At 64.7% G+C, this 23,437-nt stretch carries 20 protein-coding genes; 4 read left to right on the top strand and 16 right to left on the bottom strand.

The features are described 5' to 3' along the window. Positions 1–85: 85 nt before the first annotated feature. Complete coding sequence (locus JAB1_RS11480; RefSeq protein ID WP_070280017.1) at positions 86–1,087, top strand: EDSAP-1 family PEP-CTERM protein; 1,002 nt, start codon at positions 86–88, stop codon at positions 1,085–1,087. Positions 1,088–1,139: 52 nt separating this feature from the next. Here the strand turns inward: JAB1_RS11480 and JAB1_RS11475 are convergent, their stop codons facing one another. From JAB1_RS11475 to JAB1_RS11410, 14 genes are all read right to left on the bottom strand, one after another. Then, positions 1,140–2,195, bottom strand: coding sequence for a LytR C-terminal domain-containing protein (locus JAB1_RS11475; RefSeq protein ID WP_070280016.1), 1,056 nt, complete (start codon positions 2,193–2,195; stop codon positions 1,140–1,142). An 11-nt stretch (positions 2,196–2,206) separates the two neighbouring features. Next, positions 2,207–3,145, bottom strand: coding sequence for a type II secretion system F family protein (locus JAB1_RS11470; protein WP_034783626.1), 939 nt, complete (start codon positions 3,143–3,145; stop codon positions 2,207–2,209). Between the two features lie 118 nt (positions 3,146–3,263). After that, entirely contained in the window at positions 3,264–4,241 is a 978-nt protein-coding gene (locus tag JAB1_RS11465; protein WP_070280015.1) for a type II secretion system F family protein, read from the bottom strand. A gap of 123 nt (positions 4,242–4,364) precedes the next feature. Further along, positions 4,365–5,711, bottom strand: a complete 1,347-nt coding sequence (locus tag JAB1_RS11460) for a CpaF family protein (protein WP_083299692.1) — start codon at positions 5,709–5,711, stop codon at positions 4,365–4,367. 50 nt (positions 5,712–5,761) lie between these two features. Further along, a complete protein-coding gene (locus tag JAB1_RS11455) occupies positions 5,762–6,931 on the bottom strand; it encodes an AAA family ATPase (protein WP_034783630.1) in 1,170 nt (389 codons plus the stop codon). A 52-nt stretch (positions 6,932–6,983) separates the two neighbouring features. Then, positions 6,984–7,592 carry a TadE/TadG family type IV pilus assembly protein gene (locus JAB1_RS11450; protein ID WP_070280013.1) on the bottom strand — a complete coding sequence of 203 codons (609 nt, stop codon included), beginning with the start codon at positions 7,590–7,592 and terminating at the stop codon, positions 6,984–6,986. Beyond that, positions 7,582–8,064 carry a TadE/TadG family type IV pilus assembly protein gene (locus JAB1_RS11445; protein WP_034783634.1) on the bottom strand — a complete coding sequence of 161 codons (483 nt, stop codon included), beginning with the start codon at positions 8,062–8,064 and terminating at the stop codon, positions 7,582–7,584. Before JAB1_RS11445 ends, JAB1_RS11450 begins: the two co-directional genes overlap by 11 nt. Then, positions 8,061–9,491, bottom strand: coding sequence for a pilus assembly protein TadG-related protein (locus JAB1_RS11440; RefSeq protein ID WP_070280012.1), 1,431 nt, complete (start codon positions 9,489–9,491; stop codon positions 8,061–8,063). Before JAB1_RS11440 ends, JAB1_RS11445 begins: the two co-directional genes overlap by 4 nt. After that, positions 9,481–9,783, bottom strand: a complete 303-nt coding sequence (locus tag JAB1_RS11435; protein WP_083299690.1) for a hypothetical protein — start codon at positions 9,781–9,783, stop codon at positions 9,481–9,483. The genes JAB1_RS11440 and JAB1_RS11435 overlap by 11 nt, the downstream gene beginning before the upstream one ends. Positions 9,784–9,799: 16 nt before the next feature. Then, on the bottom strand, positions 9,800–11,239 hold the full coding sequence (locus tag JAB1_RS11430; RefSeq protein WP_070280070.1) for a type II and III secretion system protein family protein: 1,440 nt from the start codon (positions 11,237–11,239) through the stop codon (positions 9,800–9,802). An 18-nt stretch (positions 11,240–11,257) separates the two neighbouring features. Beyond that, positions 11,258–12,115, bottom strand: coding sequence for a Flp pilus assembly protein CpaB (gene cpaB, locus JAB1_RS11425; RefSeq protein WP_070280011.1), 858 nt, complete (start codon positions 12,113–12,115; stop codon positions 11,258–11,260). After that, complete coding sequence (locus JAB1_RS11420; protein WP_083299689.1) at positions 12,112–13,485, bottom strand: ATPase; 1,374 nt, start codon at positions 13,483–13,485, stop codon at positions 12,112–12,114. The genes cpaB and JAB1_RS11420 overlap by 4 nt, the downstream gene beginning before the upstream one ends. A 93-nt stretch (positions 13,486–13,578) precedes the next feature. Beyond that, a complete protein-coding gene (locus JAB1_RS11415; RefSeq protein ID WP_070280010.1) occupies positions 13,579–14,112 on the bottom strand; it encodes an A24 family peptidase in 534 nt (177 codons plus the stop codon). A gap of 53 nt (positions 14,113–14,165) precedes the next feature. Further along, the gene (locus tag JAB1_RS11410; protein WP_034752975.1) at positions 14,166–14,348 is read right to left on the bottom strand and encodes a Flp family type IVb pilin; all 183 of its coding nucleotides are present in this window, start codon (positions 14,346–14,348) and stop codon (positions 14,166–14,168) included. Positions 14,349–14,829: 481 nt separating this feature from the next. Between JAB1_RS11410 and JAB1_RS11405 the strand changes: the two genes are divergently transcribed. Next, complete coding sequence (locus JAB1_RS11405; protein ID WP_034783647.1) at positions 14,830–15,876, top strand: GGDEF domain-containing protein; 1,047 nt, start codon at positions 14,830–14,832, stop codon at positions 15,874–15,876. Here the strand turns inward: JAB1_RS11405 and JAB1_RS11400 are convergent. Then, a complete protein-coding gene (locus tag JAB1_RS11400; RefSeq protein WP_070280068.1) occupies positions 15,873–17,099 on the bottom strand; it encodes an HD-GYP domain-containing protein in 1,227 nt (408 codons plus the stop codon). The two genes, JAB1_RS11405 and JAB1_RS11400, sit on opposite strands and share 4 nt — an antisense overlap. Positions 17,100–17,237: 138 nt before the next feature. On the opposite strand from JAB1_RS11400, the gene JAB1_RS11395 reads away from it, so the two are divergent. Both JAB1_RS11395 and JAB1_RS11390 read left to right on the top strand, forming a co-directional pair. After that, a complete protein-coding gene (locus JAB1_RS11395) occupies positions 17,238–18,179 on the top strand; it encodes a LysR substrate-binding domain-containing protein (RefSeq protein WP_070280067.1) in 942 nt (313 codons plus the stop codon). 194 nt (positions 18,180–18,373) lie between these two features. After that, positions 18,374–21,970 carry an indolepyruvate ferredoxin oxidoreductase family protein gene (locus JAB1_RS11390; protein ID WP_070280009.1) on the top strand — a complete coding sequence of 1,199 codons (3,597 nt, stop codon included), beginning with the start codon at positions 18,374–18,376 and terminating at the stop codon, positions 21,968–21,970. Positions 21,971–22,024: 54 nt separating this feature from the next. Here JAB1_RS11390 and JAB1_RS11385 read toward each other — a convergent pair whose 3' ends face one another. After that, positions 22,025–23,035, bottom strand: a complete 1,011-nt coding sequence (locus tag JAB1_RS11385; RefSeq protein WP_034783651.1) for a substrate-binding domain-containing protein — start codon at positions 23,033–23,035, stop codon at positions 22,025–22,027. Positions 23,036–23,437: the final 402 nt, after the last annotated feature.

The raw sequence follows: 23,437 nt of genomic DNA, 5'->3' as shown, positions 1-23,437 counted from the left end.
CCTGTCTACGAGATGAATCCAGGCAAGTCATCCTGGATTCTTTGTCCCCCGGATTTTTCGAGACTGACCACGATAAGAGGCTGCGATGAACGTCGATCACACACGAAGCAAGACCCTGGGCTGGCTGGGCGCACTGGCGGCGGCAAGCCTGCTGGCCAGCGGCCAAGCACAGGCCGGCGCGTACGGCCTGGCCGTCAATGAGTTGAACAATTTCCGCATCACCACCAGCGCCGGCGCGCTGTCGCTGGCCGGCGCCAACCGCAATGCCAGCGACAGCGCGTTTTTCGAAGGCGGCGTGGCCGTCAATCCGCGTGCCGTCAATACGGGGCCGGCCGCCAACGCCGACGTACTGCAAGTGTGCTCGGGCGGAGGCTGCAGCGGCTTGCAGCAAAACCATTACGCCCCCAGCCCCAGTTCCACCCTGGAGTTCGCCCGCGGCGATGCACATGCCTTCGGCAACATGCTCAATGGCGGCGCCACGGTGCGCGCCGTGGCGGAAGCCCAGCGCAACACGGTCGGTGCCGCCACGTCCACGGCCGGCGACACGCTCACCGGCTCCGTCAACCTGACCCTGTCGAGCGCCGGCTTCATCACCTTCAGCTTCATGGGACGGCGCGACCTGCGCACCAGCGTGACGACCATGGGCGACAAGTCGAACGTGTCGATCATGGATATCTTCAATATCTCCTGCAACAGCGCCAGCCCCGTCGGCTGCCTGTCGAACGCGAATGCCGATGGCGTGATCTTCCAGTTCGCACCCGATGGCGATGCCAACAATGGCAGCGACGTCAACGGCAACCATACGGTCGGCAGCCTGGATCCGTTCAGCCTGAACATGACGGCAGGCACCAACGACCCCGCTACCGGGCGCGCCTTCACGAATGGCTTTGCGATGTTTTCCCTGACCTCGAATTTCGCCCTGCCGGCTGGCAGCTACACCTTGAACTTTTCCAAGTCCACGCGCACCGACATCGTCGTCATCGATCCCCTGGCCGTGCCGGAACCAGGCACCCTGTTCCTGCTGGGCATGGGACTGGCGGCCCTGGCTTTTACGCGGCGCCGCCAGCCACAATCATCAGCAGCATGAAATAAAACGGCGCCTCCTGGGCGCCGTTTTATTTTGCATCAACAGAGGCGTGTTAACCGAGCCGCGCCAGCGCCTGGCGCGCCAGCTGCAACTGCTGCAGATAATAGCGGTGCAGCATGGCCGGATCGCTCAGGTCGCGCCCGAGTACCAGGCGCAGCTCGCTGACAGGACAATCGGCGGCCTGGGTCTGCACCTGGGTTTGTACCTGCATCCCCAGCTGGCGGGCCAGCTGGCGCGCCGCCTGCTCCTGCGCGGGCCGGTATTCGACGCGCGTGCGCGCCACCTGGAAGCTGGTTTCATTGGCCAGGCGCACCACCTGCACGGGACTGCCGGCCAGGCTGCGCGCCAGTGCGGCGGCCAGGCCGGGCACGCCATTGCCATTCACAATTTCCAGGCGCGGACGGGGCACGGCAACGGGCACGCTGCGCACGGCTGCCGGCACACGCTGCAAGCGGGCCATGCCGTCGCCTTGCGTGATCTCGATGCGCGCCATGGCGGGCGCATCCGGCACCGGCGCGGCCACGGGTACACCTTGCGGCGGCGCCTCGCTGCGCAAGACGGCCATGTCGCGCCGCAAATCGTGCTCCTGCAAGCTGGCCGCCTGGCGCCGCATGACTGCCGCGCGCGCGTGTTGCCCCAGCCGTTCGAGCACCTGCGCCAGATGCTGCCAGGCCAGCGCATTGAGCGGGTCGAGCAGACACGCCTGTTCCAGCGCGGGCAAGGCTTGCGCATCGCGTCCACTCAGATAATAAGCATGACCGAGATTGCTGAACAGATACGCCTGTTGCGGCTGCGGCGTGCCCGCCTCCTGCGTCAAGGCCAGCCAATGGGCAATCGCCGCATCGTGCTCGCCCCGCTGCGCGTGCAGCACGGCCAGGCCGTTGCGCGCATTCACATGGCGCGGCGCGGCGCGCAAGGCTTGCGCATACGCCGCTTGCGCGGCAGGCAGGTCGCCCGCATCAAAATACTGGCGTCCCGCGACATAGGCCGCATCGGCAGCGGCAGCGGGCGGCGCCGGCAGCAGCGGCGCGTGCGCCGTGTGGCTGGCGCACGCGCCCAGGCCCAGACAGGCACAGGCGGCGGCCAGGCGGGAAATCGTCAAGCGCATGGTAGCTCCTTTCAGCGGCTGGCCATGGCCGGCACGAGCACGCGATACACTTCGATCACGGCCGGCCCCATGAGCACCAGCATGAGGGTGGGAAAGACGCAAAAGATCAGCGGGAACAGCAGTTTCAGGGCAATCTTCGCTGCCGCCTCCTCGGCCAGCAGGCTGCGCTTGCCGCGCAGGTTTTCCGAATGCACGCGCAGCGAATCGCCCATGCTGGTGCCGAAGCGTTCCGATTGAATCAGCATGGCGACCAAGGTATCGACGTCTTCCACGCCGCTGCGCAGAGCCAGGTTGCGCAGCGCCTTTTCCTTGGAAAAGCCGGCGCGCATTTCCATCAGCACCAGCTGCAACTCCTGTGCCAGCACCACGCTCTTGATATGGATTTCGCCTGACACCTTCACCAGCGCGCGCTCCAGGCTCAGGCCCGCTTCCACGCACACGGTCAGCAAGTCGAGCGCGTCCGGGATGTTTTCAAAGATGTCGCGCTGCCGCCGCTTGGCCGTGCTGGCCAGCACCAGGTTCGGCAGGTAATAGCCGATGGTGGCGCTGACGCACAGCAGCAACAGCAGCACGCTGCGCAGCTGCGCCGCCATGGCGCTGGCCGCATACAGACCCAGCACGGTGGGAAACAGCAGGGCCAGCACGCTTTTCGCGGCGAAGTACAGGGCCGGTGCGCTGGCCTGGCGCCAGCCCGCATTCATGAAGCGCGTGCGCAGCGGCGAGCGCTCCCAGCCCTCTTCCGGCAGCGACAGCTTGCTGAACGGCTGCGCCACGCGCGCCACGCGCTCCACCCAGCCGTTTTCCGCCACCGCCTCGCTGGCGGCCGGCGCCATGGAACCGAACAGGCGCTGGCGCAAGGCACCGGGAAAGAAGATCAGCCACGCCAGCAGGGCCAGCGCCACCACCACGGCGAAGACAATCAACAGAAACAGCAGTTGCGAGCCAGTCATGGCATTTCCTCCGATTGATCGACTGACAAAACGTTCAGGGCTAGGCGTGTCGCCGAAGGCAATACGACAGTACGACAAGGCGACGCAACAACGCCATGGACTTTTTTCAGACGATCTCTTAGATGCGGATGCGGATCACGTTGCGCATCCACACGACACCCAGCGCCACCATGCCGGCCGCGTACCACAGCAGTTTGATGCCGCTGGGATCCGTCCACAGCAGGCTGATGTATTGTGGGTTGACCAGCGCCATCACGCCGATCATCACCACCGGCATCAAGCCCAACACCCAGGCCGACATGCGCCCCTCGGCCGACAGCACGCGCACCTGTCCCAGCAGTTTCAAGCGGGCGCGGATGATGCGCGCGATGCTGACCAGCACTTCGGCCAGGTTCCCGCCCGATTCGCGCTGCACCAGCACGGCGATGACAAGGTAGCGCAAGTCCGTCAGCGGAATGCGCGCGGCCAGGTTTTGCAGCGCCTCGTTCATCGGCACGCCGTAATTGATCTCTTCGTGCGCCATCTTGAATTCGCCGCTGATCGGCTCATTGAGTTCATCGCCCACCATCTGCAGCACATTCGAAAACGAGTGTCCGGCGCGCAGCGCGCGGGCCAGGAAATCGGCCGCTTCCGGCAATTGCGCCTCGATCTTTTTCAGCCGCGCGGCGCGCGCGCGCAGCACGACCATGCACGGCCCGCCGCCTGCCACGCCCAGCAGCAGCAAGGCGCCCGGCAACGGCATGGGCCAGATGGCCAGCCACAGCAGCGCCAGCAGCAGCAAGCCGCCCGCGCCGCCCAGGAACTGCGCCACCGACCAGGACAAGCCCGATTGCAGCAGCAAGTGGTCGAGCCGTGCCGCCTGCGGCAGGCGCCGCAGCCAACGCTCGAGGCCGGGCGAACGCGCATAGCGGCGCTGCTTGAGAATCGAGACCCGCTCGCCGCCCGCCTCGCCGCGCGCCGCCATCAGCCGCAAGCGCCGGTTGATGCGCCGCGCCGCGCTGCCGTGCGTGCCCGACCACCACAGCCAGGCGCCTTCCACCATCAGGATGCAGGCGGCGAACAGCAGCACGGCAAAGCCGTAGAACACCAGGTCCATGATGCCTCCATAAAACAGATAAGAAAACCGTAGCGAGCGGATGTGATTTGTGGCTGAGAAGCGGAGCTGTGCTTTAGCACAGTGAGCATCGCAGGCCGCAAAGCGCGCCGCGCAGTAGGTTTTTCATTCGTAAATACGGTCGGGGTCGAACACGCTGTCGGGCACCGGCGCGCCGAACATGCGCAAGCGCTCCGTAAAACGGGGCCGCACGCCCGTGGCGCAAAAGTGGCCCAGCACCTTGCCGGCGGCATCGATGCCCGTCTGCTCGAAGCGGAAGATTTCATGCATGGCGATGATGTCGCCTTCCATGCCAGTCACTTCCTGCAGGCTGACCAGCTTGCGCGCGCCATCCGTCAGGCGCGACACTTGCATCACCACCGTCACGGCCGAACAGATCTGCTGGCGCGTGGCGCGCGGCGTCAGGTTCACGCTGGCCATGCCGACCATGTTTTCCAGCCGCGCCAGCGCATCCCTCGCCGTGTTCGAGTGGATCGTCGCCAGCGAACCCTCATGGCCCGTGTTCATCGCCTGCAGCATGTCGAGCGCCTCGGCGCCGCGCACCTCGCCCAGGATGATGCGGTCGGGCCGCATGCGCAGCGCATTGCGCACCAGCGCGCGCTGGCTCACCTCGCCCTTGCCCTCGATATTCGGCGGGCGCGTTTCCAGGCGCACCACGTGCGGCTGGCGCAGCGCCAGTTCGGCCGCATCCTCGATGGTGACGATGCGCTCGCTGCCGGGAATGAAGCCGGACAGCACGTTGAGCAGGGTCGTCTTGCCGCTGCCCGTGCCGCCCGAAATCAGGATGTTGACCTTGGCCTGCCCCAGCGCCTGCAGCACCTGCACCATGGGCGGCGTCAGGCTTTTGTAGTCGAGCAGGTTGGCGATCGTCAAAGGCTGCACGGCAAAGCGCCGGATCGACAGGATCGGGCCATCGACGGCCAGCGGCGGAATGATGGCGTTGACCCTGGAGCCATCCGGCAGGCGCGCGTCGACCATCGGACTCGATTCGTCGACCCGCCGTCCCACGCGCGAGACGATCTTTTCGATGATCTTCATCAGGTGCGCATTGTCGTGGAAGGTCACATCCGTCAGCTGCAGCCGCCCGCCCCGCTCCACATACACCTTGTCGCAGGTATTGACGAGGATATCGGACACGCTGGCATCGGCCAGCAACGGTTCCAGCGGACCGAAGCCCAGCATCTCGTGCTGGATGTCGAGCACCAGGCTATGCCGCTCATGCTGGTTCAGGACGATGCGCTCTTCCTCGATCACGCGCTGCACCAGCAGCGCCAGCTCGTGCTTGAACTGCTCCGCCGTCAGGCGCTTCAGGCGTTCCAGGTCGATACGGTCGAGTATCGTCTGGTGCATGGTTTTTTTCAGTTCCTGGTAGGCGTGCAGCGCCAGCGCGCCTTGTCCATTCGTGGCGGGGCGCACCGTTTCATTCGCCGCCAGGCGTTCGCGTAAAGTCATCTCGGCTCCCATGATGGCTCCCGGCGGGAGCCTTGACATCCATTGCTGTCCTAAGCCTCGCTGCGGCTGAACAGGCGGTCGAACAGGCCGCGGCTTTCCGTCACGCGGCGCGCCGTCACCAGTTCCACCAGCTCGGCCAGGCTGCGCGCCACGGCGCTGGTGCGCGACAGCTGCAGCAGCGGGATGCCCTGGTTGACGGAATCGGTGGCGGCGATGTAATCGTTGGGCACCGTGTGCACCACTTCCGCGCCCAGCGCCTGCTCCAGGTCCGCCAGGCGCAGGCGGCCGCCCTTTTCATAGCGGTTGACGATCAGGCGCAGGCGCTCGCCCGGATAGCCGAGCGAGCGGAAGATGTCGAGCAGGCGGCGCCCGTCGCGGATGTCGGGCAAGGCCAGCTGCAGCACCGGATAGATGGCGTCGGCGTTGTCGAGCGCGCGCAGCGACAGCGCATCGATCTGGCGTCCCACGTCGAGCACGATGTAGTCGTAGTGCTGGCGCGCCACGGCGAGGATGCGGTCCATGTGCTCGGGCTGCATGTCGACCTTGTGCGCGGGATCGTCGGCCGCCGCCAGCACGCCGAAGTTCGGCGTCACGTGCACCAGGCACGAGGCGAGAAAGGCGCCGTCCATGCGCGCGATCTGCGCGCAGATGTCGGACAGGGTCATGGCCGGCTTCTGGTCCGAGACATACAGGGTGGCGTCGCCGAACTGGCCGTGCAGGTCGATCAAGAGCACCTTGCAGCCGGCCAGTGTCGCCATCGCATAGGAAAAATTCGTCGACAAAAAGGTGGCGCCGCTGCCGCCCTTGCACGAGATGAAGGCGAGCACTTTGCCATCGCGCATCTGCGTCACGCCGGCCTGGATATCGACCCTGTCCATCGCCTCGTGGAAGGCCTTGTGCACCAGCGGCAGCTGCAGCACTTCGCGCATGCCGGCGCGCATGGCGCGTATCAGGACATCCTGCTGCTGGCCGCGCGTGAGCAGCATCAGCACGGCCAGCGGATACTGGCGCGCCAGGCGCTCGAGCAGGTCGGCTTCGTCGGCATCGATGCCGCTGGCGTCGACGATCACCAGTTCCGGCGCTTCGGCCAGCATGCGCTCGACGGCGTCGCGCAGGCCACTGCGCCGGTCCAGCAGCCGCAGCACGGGCATGCGGGCCGCGCCTTGCGCCGCGATTTCATCGTGCAAGCTGGCGTCGCGGGTAATCATCAAGGCTTTCATCGCCCCTCCTTCATTCAAGGCTACACATTCGGCTGCGCCGGCGGAGCGGCGCTCATGGACAAAAACCGGGATTGTCCGGATAGCCCAGCGACTCGGCCACCGCCATGGTGGTGCCGCTGGGCAAACGTATGGCGCCTGTGCCGGAAGGAAACATCACCCCCAGCAGCGGCAGGATGGGCCGGTAGGGCACGCCCTCGCAGCGCGCGCCGAGACCCGGCTGGCACAGGCGCGCGCGCACGAAGCGGATGCAGCTGGCGCCATGCGGATCGTCCAGGCAATTGATGCGGTTGCGTTGCGGGCAGCCCGGCAGCACCGTCACCGGCACTGCCGCCAGCGCGGCGCCGCCGCTGCTCTCCGACAAATAATCGATGCGCACATGCGCGTCGCCGATGCCGCCGCCCAGCGGCAGCGTGCCCGGCGTGGCGCGCAGCACGGCTTGCGTGCGCACGGCCTGCAAGGCGCCGGCATTGCTGAAATCGGTGACGGCGGCAGCGCGCGCCGCGCGCCGGGTGATCTCATGCACCATGTTCCACACGTACACGGCGCGCGCCATTTCCAGCATGGCAAACAGAAACAAAAAGAACAGCAGCGCCAGCATGGCAAATTCGACGGCGAAGACGCCCTCTTGGCGCTGCCGGCGGGGGGGCAGATTAATTAACATAGCGCAATGTCGCATTGGCGCGCAGGGGAATCGGCTCCAGCTGCGGCAGCCACTTGCGGGTCAGCTCAGGCAGGAAATCCACCGGCATGTCCACGGTGACCTTGATGCGCACCTGCAGCGGCGCCGTCGCATAGCTGCCGCAGCCATAGGAATCGTCGGCATACACGCAATCCACGTTGACCCTGGCGGCCTCCATGTCGGGCCAGCTTTCCGCCATCGCATCGACCACCATCTGCCGGGCCAGGGCGGCGCCCTGGTTCGCCGTGCCGATGCTGCCCATCTGCGGCAGCGGCATGGTCGCCATGTAGCGCGCCGCATCGTGCACGCTTTTTTGCAGGGCCGTGTACACCAGCAGCGCGCGGCCGAACAGCAGCACGAAGGGCAGCAGTCCCATGAAAAACAGCAGGATCAGCGCCAGCTCGATGGCGGCGACACCGCCCTGGCGGCGTGGCGCGCGGCAGGCCGGCTTCATTGCAGCAGCTCCGCCGGGCCGATCAGCGATCCCTCGGCTGCCAGGCCGGCAAATTCGGCGCTCAGCACGCCATTGCTGGCCGGCGCCGTCATGAAGAAGCGGCCGATGCCCAGCACCTGGGCCAGCACGTCGCTGCCGGCCGGCACGGGACAGGCGAGCAGCGCAATGTGCAGCAAACGCCGCTGCGCCAGGCCCGCGTTGCCGGTCGGCGCCGTCTGGTATGCCAGCGTCAGGTACGGCGACTTGTCGGTCGGATAGCTGGATTTGGCGGCCGGGGCGGCCGGCGTGGCCGGATACAGCTTGGGCCAGTCGGTGGTGGCAAATGGCGGATAACCGCCGGCCGGCTTCGGGTTGCTGTACCTGGCCGCCCTGGAAAATGACCACAGCGGCCCGTAGCTGCCGACCGCCGGCGGCGTCGCATTCGACTCCGGATCGGCCACGGACAGCAACGGATTGCCCGTGCTCAGCGCACTGGGCGCATCGGGCGCATTCGTCATCCACCAGTTCGCCGCCGTATTCGGATAGGCGCGGATGTTCGTGTCGGACGGCGCCACCACCGGATGGCAGCCGCTGCCCGGATACTGGTTGAAGCGCGCATTGAAGGCCGTCCACAGCGCGGCGGGAAAAGGCCGGTGCACATGCACCTGGGCGCTGCCGATGCGCGGATACAGCACCGTGCCGCTGCAGACAAACGGCAGCACGTTCGATTCGCTGACCTGCTGCGACGGTCCCACCACACCCGGCCGGCCCAGCGGATTGAGCACGAAATGTTCGGCCGCCGGGCCGTGCGGATTGAGCTTCAACAAGTTATACGCCACGCCGCGGCGAAAGCCATATTCCAGCAGCTCGACGGCCGGCAGCAGTGCCGCATTCGTGCGCGGGCTGGCGGCACTGGCCGACAGCGCGCAGACAGCCAGCGGCATGAGATTCAAACTGCTGCGCCCCGCCACGGCGCGCGCGCCCGTGTCCAGGGTGCGCAGCGCCGGCGACCAGGCGCCGAGGAACGCCGTCGCCACCCGCCCCAGCGAGGGATCATTGGCCTGCGTATCGACGCGCACGAACAGCGCCGTGGCGGCGTCGGGCACGGCGCCCGCCGCATGCCATTCGCTGGCGGGCGCGTCGGGAGCACTGGCGAAGCGGATGCTGGCGTCCGACAAGGTCGCGCCCTCCATGCGGCGGCGCCATGCGCTGCGGTCGGCCGCACTGCTCTTGGCTTTCGTCACGGCGGCAAGCAGGCCCTCGGGCGTGCCCACCAGCTCCGCCGCCGCCGCCATCGCCGCGTTGTCGGCCAGGTTCTGCAGTTCCGTCTTGCGGCCGATGACTTGCCCCACGTCCAGCGCCAGGCCGATAAAGCCCAGCACCACGATGAGCAGGATGGAAAAGGCGATCAGCATCGCCCCGCGCTGGCGCCGGCGTCTATTTGCCATTGCCGCCTCCCAGCATGAATTGCACCGGCTGCGGCGCCTGGGCATTCGGTTCGGCAAACGAGGCGCGGTAGCGCTGCATGACGGCGTGCGCGCTGGGGCCGTCGAGGCCGTCTGCCGGCGTGCGATTGCCCGCGCCGGCCGGATCGCGCACCTGCTGCGCCATGGACAGGCGCACGGCGTCGCCGAAGCGGCGGTCCAGCTGCGGCGTGCTGCCGTGCGCGCAGGCGGCCAGCTGCAAGGCCAGGGCCAGGGCGGCCAGGCGCCGCAGCGACGTCAAGAGCGAGTTCGACATGGCGTATCTCCCCGTCTCATTTCAACTCGAAACCGTTGGCCGCGCGCGGTGGCGGCACGGACGGCGGCGCCGAGGGCACAGGCCCTTCCATCTTGCCGCCCAACATTAAGTCCATGCGCGACGGCGGCGCCAGCTGCGCCGTCGGCAGCACGGCATCGGCCGGCAAGGGTTTGACCAGGTGCGCGGTAATGACGAACAACAATTCCGTGCGGTCGTGCTGGAAATCCGTGCTGCGAAACAGCGCGCCGAGGATCGGCACTTCGCTCAGCCAGGGCAAGCCCGTGATGTTGCTCACCTGGTTGTTCTTGATCAAGCCGCCGATGGCGTAGCTCTGGCCGTCGTACAGCTGCACCGTGGTCGAGGCGCGCCGCGTGGTGATGACGGGCAAAATCGAGCGCCCGCTGACGCCGGCGGCGGAAATACCCACCCCTTCGCGCGACAGCTCCGACACTTCCGGCGCCACCTTCAGATTGATGCGCCCGCCCGACAGCACGGTCGGCGTAAAACGCAGGCCGACGCCGTATTCGCGCTCTTCCAGCGTGATCTTGTTGTTGTCCTGGCCGACGGGAATGAAGATCTTGCCGCCGGCCAGAAAACTGCCCTCTTGCCCGCTGATCGCCATCACCGTCGGTTCGGCCAGGATGCGCACCAGGCCATCCTGTTTCTGCGCCTCGATGGTCAGCTGCTGGCCATTCGACTTGCGCACGTCGAGCAAGCCGTTGGCCGTGCCGCTCAAGAAATTCGACAGCAAGGTGGTGGCCCAGCTGCCGGAAGCAAAGCGCAGGGTGGCACCCACTTCCAGCCGTTCCAGCAGCGACTTCGACACTTCCGCGATCTGCACGGCCAGCATCACTTGCTGCGGCGCACTGACGTCGAGCATGTTGATGATGCGGCTGTTCGCGCTGCCCGCGCCGCCAGCGGGCGCCGTGGCTGCGGGCGGCATGGCGGCACCATCGGCGGGCTTGGGCAGCGCCAGCGGTACGGTGGCGCGGCGCACGTACGCATGCGCCAGCTCGACGGCGCGCAGCACGGCGCCCGCGTCCTGCACCGTGCCCGACAGCACCAGGGTGTCGGCAACGGCCGTGACGCGGATGGCTTTTTCGTCCGGCATCAGCGCCGCCAGAGTTGCCTGCAAGCCGGCCGGGTCCATGCTGACGCTGACGTTCACCACGCTGCACACGCCGCTCTTGCCCTGGATGATCATGTTGGTGCTGCCCACGTCGACGCCGACCACATACAAGGTGTCGGGCGCCACGAGCATGGCTTGCACCACGGCAGGATTGCCGACGCTGCGGGCCAGCACCGCCTCGGGCAGGCGCAGCATGCTCGACTTGCCCACCTGCAGTTGCAGGTTGCCGGGCGAGGCCGCTTCACCGCCGCAGCGCGGGCCAGGATCGGCCGCCGCGCCGGCAAGCGGCGACAGCAGGCAGCACAGTATCAGCAGGGCGCGGTTCATGAGCGTGTCCATGGTTGGCTAAAAACATTCGCGCGACTGGCGCGTTCCATCGATGACGCCGCTGCACTGGCGCGCTGGCTCCGGCTGCGCCTTGGCCACGCGTACCGGACGCGGCGCGGCGGCCGGCACGGGCGCGGCGGCAGGAACGGGCTCGTCGGCTTCGTGCGGTCCGCCCAGCAGGGTCAGCTTGGTGGCGCCCGCCGTCACGCCCGGCTGCGGGTCGACCTGGTTACGCAGCACCAGCGACAGGCTGCCCACGCTGCGCGCCAGGTCCAGGTTTTCCGCCTGTTCCGGCGTCACTTCCAGGGTCACCGCATTGACCACGCGCGGCTTGGTCTCGTCGCGCCCCACTTCCTGCGCCACGGCCAGCACGAGGATGCGTTCGAGCACGATCTTGGAAATGTTGCGGCTTTGCGGAAAGGCGCGGTCGCCAGAATCCTGCTGCGTGCTCACGATGATGTCGACATAGTTGCCCGGCAAGGCGAAGCCGGCCACGCCGATCACATCGTTGACGCGCACGGTAATGGCGCGCCGCCCTTCCGTGATGAGCGCCGACAGGCCACCCAGGGTGCCGGCCGGCGCCAGCTTGGCTTCGCTCAGCGGTTCGCCGCGCAGCACGCTGGTTTTCAGCACCCGTCCCGCCAGTTTCGCCGGGTCTTGCAGCGCGCCTTGCGGCAAGCTTTCCGCCGGCCACTCTGCCAGGCGCAGCATCTCGGGCGCCAGGCGCTGGCCCAGGTTGACATCGCTGGCGGCGACGACGATCTTGCCCTTGCCGGCCGGCGTCTGGCGCAGCAGCCAGTGCGAGGCCAGCAGCACGGCCAGCAGACCCAGCACGACCGCCAGGCCCATCATCAGGAGGGCGCGCCGGTTTTTCATGCGATACGCTCGCACAGGCTGGCGGCTGGCATGTCGCAGCTGGCAAACAGGCTGCCCCAGGCCTGTTCCAGGGCGCCCACCGTCAGGCGCGCTTCGCAGCCGGCAAAGCCGGCGAAGTCGCCTATGCGCGCCAGCAATTCCTGCGGATAACTGGCCAGCAGGGGCCGTCCCTGAGCGCCATGCAGGTGCAGCAGATGGTTCAGGGCCAGCTCGTCGATGGCCATGCCGGCCAGCCGGCATTGCTGGCGGAACAGCGCGCGATAGGCGCTCTCGGCCAGCGGCCCCACGTGCACCTTGTAGCCGATGCGGCGCAGCAAGGCGGCGTCAAACAGCTCGCCCGGCGGCACGTTCGTGGCCAGCACGAGGGCATTGTCGAACGGCACGCTGATCTGCACGCCGCCGGGCAAGCCCAGCTGGTCGCTGCCGTGCGCCAGCGGCTGCATCAGCCGCGTCAGCAATTCCGGCGCGCCCAGGCGCTGGCGGCCCAGGTCGTCGATGATCAGCATGCCATTATTGGCGCGCACATGGGGCGGCGCATGGTAGCAGCCGCCGCTGGCGTCGAGCCGCAGTTCCAGCATGCCGGCGTCGAGCTCGGCGCCCACGTGGATCACGGGACGCTGGCACAGCACCCAGCGGATGTCCGTGCTGCGCCGCTCCAGCGCCTGGCGCGCATGGCTGACATGCTGCGGTGCGGGCGGCAGGTGCTGGGCCGGATCGTACAACTGGATGATGTCGTGGCCGACGATGACGGCGTACGGCACGGCGACCAGCCCGTGCAGCAATTGTCCCAGCTGCAGCGCCAGGGTCGACTTGCCGCTGCCGGGCGGACCGTACAGCAGCAGCGAGCGCCCCGAGTGCAGGGCCGCGCCGACCACGTCGAGCATGCCCGGCCCCGCGTGGGCGCCACCCAGCACGGCAGCCAGGTCATCGCTGCCGACGCGCTGCTCCTGCACCAGCCACGACTGGCGCGCCACCATGGCGCGGTAGGCGTCCAGGGTAACGGGCGCGGCGCCGATATACGCGCAGCGCTCGAGGAAGGCGCTGGCGCGCTGCTTGCCGGCGCTCGTCAGCTGATACTGCACGTCGATATCGGATTCCCCGCGCCAGGCCACTTCGGCCATCTGCTCGCTCACCATGAAGTCGAGCACTTCGCGCAAGACATTGATCGACAGGCGCAAGCGCGTCGTCAGTGCGGACAGGTGCGTCTTGCCGCTCACAAACATCAGCTTGGCGATCAGTTCAACCACCAGGGGCCGCTCCAGTCCCGTTTCACGCAAGCTCTTCGGCTGCGGCGGCAAGGGCGGCATCAGGTTCGCATCGGCAGGGCGCGGCGCACTCTCGGTGCTCATGGAATAGTCGACCTCGGTCATGCTGCGTCTCCTAGCCGGTTAAGACTGCATTCAACAGAATTCATTCTAGCGAGCGGGGACCGGTGCCCATTGATCAAGAGCAATGAATACCAATCAGAAATAATGTCGCCCTTGCACCAGCAGGCAGCCCAGCGCAATGGCCAGTCCGTAGGGCATGTTGCCCACGCTGGCGCCGCTGCCCAGGGCATTTGGCGCCAGGGGAATGCCGGCCATGCGCGCGATCATCGGCCACAGCAGCTGGCGCAGATTGCCGAGGCAGGCGCGCCACTTGCCCTGCCAGGTGATCATCAGCACGGCCATCAGGCCGCCCAGGACAAACGTGGCGAAACAGATCTGCAGCACGGGCCAGGGACCGGCAAAGGCGCCCGCCATGGCGATCAGCTTGACGTCGCCGGCAGCCATGCCGCGCAGCACGTACAGCGGTAAAAACAGGAAAAAGCCCGTGGCCATGCCGCCCAGCCACAGCGGCAGCACGTTTTGCGGCCACAGCCACAGGTGCAGCACCAGGGCGGCAAGGATGCCGGACAACACCACACCATTCGGTATCTTGCGGCGGATCAAATCACTGACGGCGGCCCCCGTCACGAAGCACAGCAACAGCAGGTCGAATACGGCATAGGCAGGCATGCGGCACCTCCTGAAAAAAACCCGCCGCTGGCCGGCCAGCGGCGGGCACCCGCTTAGGGCGTCAACACCAGGTTCGACGAAATGTCGGTGAGGACGGCCAGCAAGTTGGTCTTGATCAGCAAGAAACCGGCCGTGATGGCGGTAGCCATCAACGCCGCAATCAGGCCGTATTCGATTGCCGTAATGCCATCCTCATCCTTGACAAACTGCTGTACTGCCGACAGGAAGGTATGCATGACAAGCTCCCAAAAGTGAATCACAAGTCCCTGGCGCAATCGGGTGTGAAACATTGCCCATTCCTGCTAATATGTTTCCTGCCGTAAATTTCTGCGCCATTGCATTGACTATAAAGCGTCCACGTTTTGGCAAATTGACGCGCCACAAGTTTCCATATGGAAATTATCAAACCCTGTTGAAATGCCGGCTGGCGCAAACAAATGTTGCGATCCGGATTGAAAGCCTTCGTCAGGGCAAGTTTTTTGCAATGCGGTGCATGAATCTCATGTATTTACATGAAATATTGCATACGTTAATTGCCTATTAGGCAAAAAGACATTATCCTGCTTAGCTCTTCTTTGGAAAGGCCTCTCGCCCGGCGGTAAAGAGCGTCATGCCACCAAATAAATCTTGGCTTCTTGTAGACGGACGCGAACATGCTCTTGCTTGATGCAATGCTGGTATGACGACACTTGTGTGACTACTTTCCAGAGATCGACAATGGATTCCCTACTGAAACACATGGTGGACATGACCGGGCACCGCGACCACACGATGCTCGACATCTCCGTGATCTCGGCCGTCCAGGAACTCGCTGCCGCGTCGCAGACCCGTGTGCTGGCCCTGACCACCGTGCGTGGCCAGGTGTTCGTGCGGTCGCGGGCCATCATCGTGGCGGGCAGCGTGGCCCGCATGGAAGAGCATAACGACCCGACCCTGCCAGGCGAACCGCTGTCGGACTACCCGGCCCTGGCCGCCTGCATCAAGCGCCATGAAGCGAGCGCCGACACCCTGTGCGCCGACGGCCGCCACCTGCTGTGGCTGCCCATCTGGATCGGCGACCAGGTCACCACCTGCCTGGAAATCACCAACCCCACGCCGTACACGGGCGCCACCATCCAGGTGATCGGCGGCATCGTCAGCGTGTACCGCAATTTCCAGAACCTGCTCGACTACAGCGAACGCGATTCGCTCACCGGCTTGTTGAACCGCAAGACCTTCGACGACCAGCTGGCGAAAATCCTGCAAAGCCGCGGCGAACCGGAGGCGGAGAAGCCGCTTCCCGTCGATGCAGAACGGCGCCACCATACGGACACGGAACGGCAATGGCTGGCCGTGATCGACGTCGATCATTTCAAACTGGTCAATGATAAATTTGGCCACCTGTATGGCGATGAAGTGCTGATCCTGATCGCCAACCAGCTGCAATCGTCGTTCCGCTCGCAAGACCGCATCTTCCGCTTCGGCGGCGAGGAATTCGTCGTGCTGCTGCGCTCGATCACCCTGGAAAATGCGCAGAAAATCATCGACCGCTTCCGCACCAATGTCGAAGCGCACGACTTCCCGCAAGTGGGGCGAGTGACCGTCAGCGTGGGCTTCGTCAGCATCAACGCCTACGAGGCGCCCGTCATCATCCTCGGCCGCGCCGACCAAGCCTTGTATTACGCAAAGAGCCATGGCCGCAACCTGGCTTGCCACTACGACGAGCTGGTCGCCAAGGGCTTGCTCACCACCATTACCTCGAACGATACGGCGGAATTCTTCTAGGCATCCGCCAGTGATAAAAAGCGCATGGGATCGACCTGCCACTTGGCCGCCGACTCATGGCCGACGATCTTGTCGGCGCCGCCGAAGCCGAAGCCGCGCGACAGGTCGACCGTTTCCGGCTTGATGTAGGTCTTGCTCTTCGTACTGAAAAACACGTTCACTTTCGGCGCCAGCAGATTGCTTTCGTGCGCCTCGATGACGACGGCAAGGCGGCCCGATTCCAGCATCACCATGGTGCCGACCGGATAGATGCCCACGCAGCGCATGAAATCCTGGGCGAACACGGGGTTGAAATGGAATTTGCTCCACTCATAGATCTTGCGCAGGGCTTCGGCGGCGGCGATGCCCTTGTGATAGCTGCGGTCGGACGTCAGCGCGTCATACACGTCGACGATGGCGGCCATCTGCGCCAGTTCGCTGATGGCGTCGCCAGCCAGCTGGTCCGGATAGCCGCTGCCATCGCGCCGTTCGTGGTGGTGCAAGGCGATGTCGAGGGGAATCGCGCCCACCTCGGGCGACTGGCGCAGGATTTCGTAGCCGTCGCGCGGATGGCGCTTGATCAGGGCAAATTCTTCCGGCGTGAGGGGGCCCGGCTTGTTGAGCACGCTGTCGGGCACCAGGGCCTTGCCCGTGTCGTGCAGCAAGCCACCAAGGCCAGCCTGGTGCGTGGTGGCCGCATCGATGCCGCGCGAGCGGCAAAACGCCACCAGCAGCGCGCACACGCTGACGGAATGCAAAAAGGTGTAGTCATCCTTGGTCTTGATGCGCAACAAGCCGACGAGGGCGCCGGGATTGCGCAGGATCGATTCGGTAATATCCTGCACCGTGTGCTGCACGCGGTCCAGCTCGACAGCCTTGCCCAGGCGTACGTCGGCCATCACCGTGCGCACCAGGCTGGCCGCCTGCCGCCGCACTTGCGTGGCGCGCGCCAGTTCCATGCCCAGCGACACGCGCGTGACCACTTGCGGCGCCGCGGCGATCTGCACCAGTTCACGCTCCGTCTCGGCGCGCGCCTGCGCCACGGTAGGCGCATCCTGCACGTCGAGGCCCTTGCCGCTGTCGATCACCACGTCGTGGATGCCGGCTTGCATGATCTTGCGTATTTCATCGTCGCTGCGCAACAGGAAACGGTTGCGCACGAATGGATGCGTCATCCAGTCGCAACTGAGGTCATGAATGTACATGCCCACTTTTAATTGAGACGAATCAACTTTCTTGAGCATGCTGTCATCCCACAAATACGCGGCTGGAGCACCGAAGGCGCTAGAATGAGTATAACAAAATTGTTATTCTGCTGGCCGCGTTCGGCGCTGCGGCGCAACACCGTGTTTTTTCCGCTCAACGCACCGCTTCTGGGACCCATGGAACTGCGCCAATTACGCTACTTTGTTGCCATCGTCGACCACGGCTCGCTGTCGCGCGCGGCCCTGATCCTGCACGTGGCCCAGCCGGCCCTGACACAGCAGCTGCGCCAGCTGGAAGAGGAACTGGGCGTGCAGCTGCTGCACCGCTCGGCCCAGGGCGTGCTCAGCACGGATGCAGGCAAGGTGTTTTACGAACATGCGCAAGCGATCCTGAAACAGGTGGCCGACGCCCGCTCGGCCGTCACGCAAAGCGCCACGCGGCCGTCCGGCAATGTCACACTGGGCTTGCCGCACAGTATTTCCGGCGCCCTGGCCCTGCCCCTGCTGCTGGCCGCGCGCGAGCGCTATCCCGAAATCACCCTGCAATTGACGGAAGAAATCACGGGCAACCTCAATGAACAGCTCAAATCGGGCCGCATCAACCTGGCCGTGCTGTTCGACGATGGCCAGCTCACGCCGTTTGCCTGCAGCCCGCTGGTGGAAGAAGAGATGCGTTTCATCTGCCGCAGCGATTCGCCATTCGCGCCCGCCGGCCATGCCGTGTCGTTCCAGCAAGCCTTGAGCGCCACCCTGATCCTGCCGGGCCTGCAGCATGGCGTGCGTCCACGCATCGACAGCAGCGCGCGCGAACTGGGCCTGGAAACGGCAAACGTGATCGAGATCAACTCGATCGCCATCCTGAAATCGGCCATCCTGGCCGGCATGGGCGCCACCATCCTGCCGGCCGCTCCCCTGCTGGCCGAGCTGGACAGCGGCGCCATGCGCAGCTACGCCATCCACAGCCCCGTGCTGTCGCGCACGGTGGCCCTGTGCGCCTCGAAAAACATTCCCCTCACTAATGCGGGCAACGCCGTGAAAAACCTCGTGCTGCAAGTGGCCGCCGAACTGTGCGGCAGCGGGCGCTGGGTGGGGGCGAATGTGCTCTCGCCCATGGCATAAGTATTTCTTATACCCCCATCGGCAAAGCGTATTTGCCCCCTTTCCTGACTCGTTCTACACTGACCACATTAACTATTTTAAATTTAAAATGGTTATGTGCCGCCCACACGCGGCCATCCCGTCTGCACAGTGCGCGCCTTACCGGGCGCGCCACTTGTACAGCCGTCATCTGAAACACCCTTTTGGAGACAGCCATGTCCGTGACCACGGAAAACGGCTCCGCAGCGTTCGCTAGAAACGCCGGTGCCGCGCCATCTACGCCCCCCGACACTTCCCGCTTGACCACCGTCAGCCTCGACGACAAATACACGGCCACTTCCGGCGCCATCTTCCTGTCCGGCATCCAGGCCCTCGTGCGCCTGCCCATGATGCAGCGCCTGCGCGACCAGGCCGCCGGTCTCAACACGGCCGGCTTCATTTCCGGCTACCGGGGCTCGCCCCTGGGCGGGCTCGACGAGAACCTGTGGAAAGCCAAGAAACAGCTGGAAGCGCACCACGTGCAGTTCGTCCCCGGCGTCAACGAAGACCTGGCCGCCACGGCCGTCTGGGGTTCGCAGCAAGTCGACCTGATCGGCCCGGCCAAGTACGACGGCGTATTCGCCATGTGGTACGGCAAGGGCCCCGGCGTGGACCGCTGCGGCGACGTCTTCAAGCACATGAACCACGCGGGCACCTCCAAATTGGGCGGCGTGCTGCTGGTGGCCGGCGACGACCATGGCGCGTATTCCTCGACCCTGCCGCACCAGTCCGACCACCTGTTCTCCGCCTCGATGATCCCCGTCCTGTATCCATGCAATGTGCAGGAATACCTGGACCTGGGCATCCACGGCTGGGCCATGTCGCGCTTTTCCGGCTGCACCGTGGCTTTCAAGGCGCTGGCCGATACGGTCGAATCGTCGGCGTCCATCGATGCCGATCCGTTCCGCGTGGAAGTCAAGATTCCGCAGGACTTCGTCATGCCCGAAGGCGGCCTGAATGCCCGCCTGTCGAGCATCCCGCTGGGCCAGCAGGCGCGCAACCAGGAAGCGCTGATGCAGGACTACAAGATCTACGCGGCCCTCGCCTACGCGCGCGAAAACAAGCTCAACCACACCACCATCGACAGCCCGAACGCCAAGCTGGGCATCATCGCGTCCGGCAAATCCTACCTGGACGTGCTGGAAGCACTGGAAGAGCTGGGCATCGACGAGCAGATGGCGGCCGACGTCGGCATGCGCCTGTTCAAGGTGGCCATGCCGTGGCCGCTGGAACCGGACAGCGTGCGCGAATTCGCGCAAGGCCTCGATGAAATTCTCGTCGTCGAAGAGAAGCGGCAGATCGTCGAATACCAGCTCAAGGAACAGCTGTACAACTGGCGCGACGACGTGCGCCCGCGTGTCATCGGCAAGTTCGATGAAAAGGGCGAGTGGGTGGCGCCGCGCGGCGAATGGCTGCTGACCTCGAAGGCGGATTTTTCCGTCTCGCAAGTGGCGCGTGTCATCGCCAGCCGCATCGCGCGCCTGATTTCCGATCCCGTCACGTGCGACCTGATCAAGGCGAGATTAAGTTTCCTCGACGCCAAGGATGCGGTATTGAAGAAAGCCGTGAACACGCCGTTCCGCCCCGCTTTCTACTGCTCCGGCTGCCCACATAACACGTCGACCAAGGTGCCGGACGGCAGCCTGGCGCTGGCCGGCATCGGCTGCCACGTGATGGCCACGTCGATCTACCCGGAAATGAACAAGCTGACCACGCACATGGGCGGCGAAGGCGCGCCGTGGATCGGGCAAGCCGCGTTTTCCGAGCTGCCGCACGTGTTCCAGAACCTGGGCGACGGCACATACTTCCACTCGGGCTATCTGGCCATCCGCGCCGCGCAGGCCGCCAAGGTCAACATCACCTACAAGATTCTGTACAACGACGCCGTCGCCATGACGGGCGGCCAGCCCGTGGACGGCTTGATCACCGTGCCGATGATGGCGCAGCAAGTGGCGGCCGAAGGCATCGCGCGCATCGCGCTGGTGACGGAAGATCTGTCGCGCTACAGCGACCGCAGCAACCTGCCCGCCCACGTGACCTTGCACGACCGCAAGGATATGGATGCCGTGCAGCGCGAATTGCGCGAAGTGCAGGGCGTATCCGTGCTGATCTACGACCAGACGTGCGCGGCCGAGAAACGCCGGCGCAGGAAAAAAGGCGAATATCCAGATTTGCCGAAACGCATGGTCATCAACGACGCCGTCTGCGAAGGCTGCGGCGACTGCGGCGTGCAATCGAACTGCGTGTCGATCCTGCCGAAGGAAACGGAATTTGGCCGCAAGCGCACCATCGACCAATCCTCGTGCAACAAGGATTACTCGTGCGCCAAGGGTTTCTGCCCCAGCTTCGTCACCGTCGAAGGCGGCAGCCTGAAGAAGACCAAGACGGGTGCCAGCAAAGCGGGCGAGACGGACAACTTCGGCCCGCTGCCGGAACCGGTCCTGCCCGCCTGCGACGCGCCGTACAACATCCTGATCAACGGCATCGGCGGCACGGGCGTGATCACCGTGGGCGCCCTGATGGGCATGGCGGCCCACCTGGAAGGCAAGGGTGCGTCCGTGCTGGACATGACGGGCATGTCGCAAAAGAACGGTTCCGTCACCTCGCACGTGAAAATCGCCAGGTCTCCCGCGCACATCCGCGCCCAGCGCATCGCCACGGGCGAAGCGGACCTGATTTTAGGCTGCGACATGCTGACGGCCGGCGCGCAGGACGCCGTGTCGAAAATGCGTCCGGGCCGCAGCCTGGCCGTCGTCAACCTGCATGAGCAGCCGCCAGGCACGTTTGCGCAAAATGCCGACTGGCAATATCCAACGGCGGAAGTGCGCCAGCTGATCGAGGAATCCGTCGGCGGCGCCGAGGCAGCCGACTTCATCGACGCAACGAAACTGGCCACCGCGCTGATGGGCGACTCGATCGCCGCCAACCTGTTCATGCTCGGCTACGCCTGGCAAAAGGGGCGTATCCCGCTGACGGAAGCGGCCTTGCTGCGCGCCATCGAATTGAATGGCGTGGGCATCGAATCGAACAAGAAAAGTTTCCTGTGGGGCCGCCGCGCCGCCGTCGACGTGCGCCGTGTCACGCAGATCGCCACGCCCACGCAGGCGATCATCGTGCAAATGCCGCAAAGCCTCGATAGCGTCATCAAGAAGCGCGTGGAGTTCCTCACGGCCTACCAAAACGCCGCATATGCGGATGGTTATGTGACCCTGCTCAAGCAGGTGCGCGACCGCGAAAATATCCTGGGACTGGGCCAGAAGCTGTCGACGGCTGTCGCCAAGAGCTATTTCAAATTGCTGGCCTACAAGGACGAGTATGAAGTGGCGCGTTTGTACACGGATGGCCGTTTCGTGGAGCAATTACAGCAGCAGTTCGAGGGGAATTTCTCCGTGAAATTCAACCTGGCGCCACCGCTGTTCGCGAAAAAAGATGCGAAAGGCCACCTCGTGAAAGCGGAGTTCGGTTCCTGGATGTGGCGCGCCTTCAAGCTGCTGGCGAAAGCCAAGGGGCTGCGTGGCGGTACCTTCGACGTCTTCGGTTATACGACCGAGCGCAAGATGGAACGCGCGCTGATCGTTGAATACCGCGAATTGCTGGCGGGACTGCTGGTCAACCTGACGGCGGACAACCTGGCCACCTGCGTGGAACTGGCGTCGCTGCCCGAGAAAATCCGCGGCTTCGGCCACGTCAAGGAAGCGGCCGTCGACACGTATCGCCAGGACAAGGCGAGATTGCTGGCCAAGCTGGCGGACGGCAGCAAGCACGCGGCATAAGCCGGGCAACTGGGCTTGACATGACAACGCAGAGCCTCGGCTCTGCGTTTTTTTTCATTCAGGACAACGCCCCACCGTCGCCCCCGGCAACAGCACCGGTTGCCAGATTTCCTGCAGCCGTTCCGGCGGCGTGCCGGCCAGCAGGGATTGCAGCATTTCGACCATCTTGGCGCCGGCGCGGCGCAGGTCGGGCTGGTCGATGGTGGTGACGTTGATGCCGATCAAGGTGTCTTCCACATTGCCCCAGACGATGACGGAGATTTCCTTGCCGATTTCGATGCCCGCATCCATGAGTGCGCGCACCACGCCCACGCCGGACAAGTGATTGTCGACGATGACGGCCGTGGGACGGGGCGAGCAGGCCAGCAATTGCTGCATGGCCTGGTAACCGCTGCGGCGATCAAAAGTATTGTCGAGCAGATAGGCGGGATCGACCGGCAAGCCCGCTTGCGCCATGCAGCGGATAAAGCTTTCCTTGCGTTCATACGCGAAGTGCAGATCCAGCGGCGCGCTCAGCAGGGCAATGCGCTGGTGGCCGTGTGCCGCCAGAAAAGACACGGCCAGGTCGATACCCGTATCGTTATCGTAGTCAAAATACGCATACGGCGCATCGATGCGCGTGCGGCCGTTCGCCACAAAAGGAAAGCCGACCTTCGTCAGGTAGGCGATTCGCTCGTCGACCACCTTGGTGCGGCCCACCACCAGGCCATCGACCTGGCGTCCGCGCACCATGGTTTCATACGAGGGCTGTTCGTTCTGCGGCGATACGGGAGCGATGATCAAACTCATCTTCGATGCTTCCACGGCGTCCGACATGCCATTCACCACGGAAAGAAAGACGCTGTCGCCCAGGTCGCTGGGCAGCAGGGGATAGATCATGCCCAGCACATTCGTGCGGCCGACGGCCAGGCTGCGCGCCAGCGGGTTGGGCCGGTAGCCGACTTTCTTGGCGGCGGCCAGGACGATTTCACGGGTGCGGGAATTGACTTCCGGATAGCCGTTCAACGCCCTGCTGACTGTCGTTTTCGACATGCCGAGGGCAATTGCGAGGCTCTTGAGATTCATGTTAACTACCTGTCTGTATGGCAAAAGAAACCAACTCTGACCGTCAATTATAGCCCAGAGCGCCAAACAGGCCGCGCATTAGCGTGCGCAGACATGGTATAAAAACAACAATACATTGACTATTTAAAAAGCAACGTTTTGAATGCGACCACTTCCACCCTCTCCGTAGCGCCACATCGGCGATAGCAGTCAAGACAAGGTAAAAATCGACAGCGGGTACTCACTTTGACAAGTGCTGCAGCAACTTCAGGATGCCGGCTTGGGCATGCAAGGCGCGCACGTTAGCATTATCAAGAAAACATAATTTACTGGAACTGTGCGAGAATTTGTCCTACTCTTGATTCAGGTAAAGATTACCGCCTGGCATGTTCGAACAATGATGCCTGGCGCAGCACATCCGCC

Source organism: Janthinobacterium sp. MP5059B, assembly GCF_001758645.1.
Classification (GTDB): domain Bacteria; phylum Pseudomonadota; class Gammaproteobacteria; order Burkholderiales; family Burkholderiaceae_D; genus Janthinobacterium; species Janthinobacterium lividum.
This window is presented reverse-complemented; position numbering and strand designations above follow the sequence as displayed.

Coding starts and splice junctions, on each gene's coding strand:
- JAB1_RS11440 (WP_070280012.1), bottom strand. CDS start 9,491: ATGGCAAATAGACGCCGGCGCCAGCGCGGGGCGATGCTGATCGCCTTT.
- JAB1_RS11415 (WP_070280010.1), bottom strand. CDS start 14,112: ATGCCTGCCTATGCCGTATTCGACCTGCTGTTGCTGTGCTTCGTGACG.
- JAB1_RS11470 (WP_034783626.1), bottom strand. CDS start 3,145: ATGACTGGCTCGCAACTGCTGTTTCTGTTGATTGTCTTCGCCGTGGTG.
- JAB1_RS11455 (WP_034783630.1), bottom strand. CDS start 6,931: ATGAAAGCCTTGATGATTACCCGCGACGCCAGCTTGCACGATGAAATC.
- JAB1_RS11395 (WP_070280067.1), top strand. CDS start 17,238: ATGGAACTGCGCCAATTACGCTACTTTGTTGCCATCGTCGACCACGGC.
- JAB1_RS11405 (WP_034783647.1), top strand. CDS start 14,830: ATGGATTCCCTACTGAAACACATGGTGGACATGACCGGGCACCGCGAC.
- JAB1_RS11390 (WP_070280009.1), top strand. CDS start 18,374: ATGTCCGTGACCACGGAAAACGGCTCCGCAGCGTTCGCTAGAAACGCC.
- JAB1_RS11445 (WP_034783634.1), bottom strand. CDS start 8,064: ATGAAGCCGGCCTGCCGCGCGCCACGCCGCCAGGGCGGTGTCGCCGCC.
- cpaB (WP_070280011.1), bottom strand. CDS start 12,115: ATGAAAAACCGGCGCGCCCTCCTGATGATGGGCCTGGCGGTCGTGCTG.
- JAB1_RS11450 (WP_070280013.1), bottom strand. CDS start 7,592: ATGTTAATTAATCTGCCCCCCCGCCGGCAGCGCCAAGAGGGCGTCTTC.
- JAB1_RS11465 (WP_070280015.1), bottom strand. CDS start 4,241: ATGGACCTGGTGTTCTACGGCTTTGCCGTGCTGCTGTTCGCCGCCTGC.
- JAB1_RS11410 (WP_034752975.1), bottom strand. CDS start 14,348: ATGCATACCTTCCTGTCGGCAGTACAGCAGTTTGTCAAGGATGAGGAT.
- JAB1_RS11385 (WP_034783651.1), bottom strand. CDS start 23,035: ATGAATCTCAAGAGCCTCGCAATTGCCCTCGGCATGTCGAAAACGACA.
- JAB1_RS11435 (WP_083299690.1), bottom strand. CDS start 9,783: ATGTCGAACTCGCTCTTGACGTCGCTGCGGCGCCTGGCCGCCCTGGCC.
- JAB1_RS11430 (WP_070280070.1), bottom strand. CDS start 11,239: ATGAACCGCGCCCTGCTGATACTGTGCTGCCTGCTGTCGCCGCTTGCC.
- JAB1_RS11460 (WP_083299692.1), bottom strand. CDS start 5,711: ATGACTTTACGCGAACGCCTGGCGGCGAATGAAACGGTGCGCCCCGCC.
- JAB1_RS11480 (WP_070280017.1), top strand. CDS start 86: ATGAACGTCGATCACACACGAAGCAAGACCCTGGGCTGGCTGGGCGCA.
- JAB1_RS11400 (WP_070280068.1), bottom strand. CDS start 17,099: ATGCTCAAGAAAGTTGATTCGTCTCAATTAAAAGTGGGCATGTACATT.
- JAB1_RS11475 (WP_070280016.1), bottom strand. CDS start 2,195: ATGCGCTTGACGATTTCCCGCCTGGCCGCCGCCTGTGCCTGTCTGGGC.
- JAB1_RS11420 (WP_083299689.1), bottom strand. CDS start 13,485: ATGACCGAGGTCGACTATTCCATGAGCACCGAGAGTGCGCCGCGCCCT.